Origin of the sequence: Actinoplanes sp. GCM10030250, assembly GCF_042666575.1 — a bacterium.
Lineage (GTDB): Bacteria > Actinomycetota > Actinomycetes > Mycobacteriales > Micromonosporaceae > Actinoplanes.
On the sequence record NZ_JBHTDO010000137.1, the window covers coordinates 1 to 508 of the forward strand.

General features: G+C 66.9%; 1 protein-coding gene. It reads left to right on the forward strand.

Annotation, left to right across the window (positions count from 1 at the left end; all coding sequences use genetic code 11):
• Positions 1-229: 229 nt before the first annotated feature.
• The coding region (locus ACFQV6_RS44410; RefSeq protein WP_378033768.1) for a hypothetical protein at positions 230-508 on the forward strand (279 nt) is incomplete at its 3' end.

Below are 508 nucleotides of genomic sequence, written 5' to 3' on the forward strand. Positions count from 1 at the left end.
CGACTCCCCTGCACCGCCGTTGGTCTGAGCGCAGGTCACAACGATGCCGCCCGCATCTCGGATGCGGGCCACCAGCGACCGTCTAGGTGTCATCGGCCAAATCCTCTCGGGTAGGTGATCTATACGGTAGCACGGGCAACCGGCTATACGGCTATACGGTTGAACGGGTAGACGGCTATACGGGTGGACGGGTATGGTGGCTGTACACCCCACCAGGGAGGACCCCCCGATGATCACTGCCACGCCCCGCCGATCCGCTCGTATCAGCGCCCGTTTGCGCACGTCGGCCATCCGTACGCGCCGCGCCGCGGCCGACGCACTCAACCGCCCGGCTCTGCTGCTGACTCTGCTGTTTCTGCTCGGTCTGCTGGCGCTGATCATGCTGATGCCCGACGTGGTCACAGTCGGTTGCGCGGCCCCGGCTCCCGACCCGGTGCTGATCGCCGATCCGGCCGATTGCGTGATGTTCTGCACCGCCAGCACCGACGCGGCCCCCGCCACCCACGTG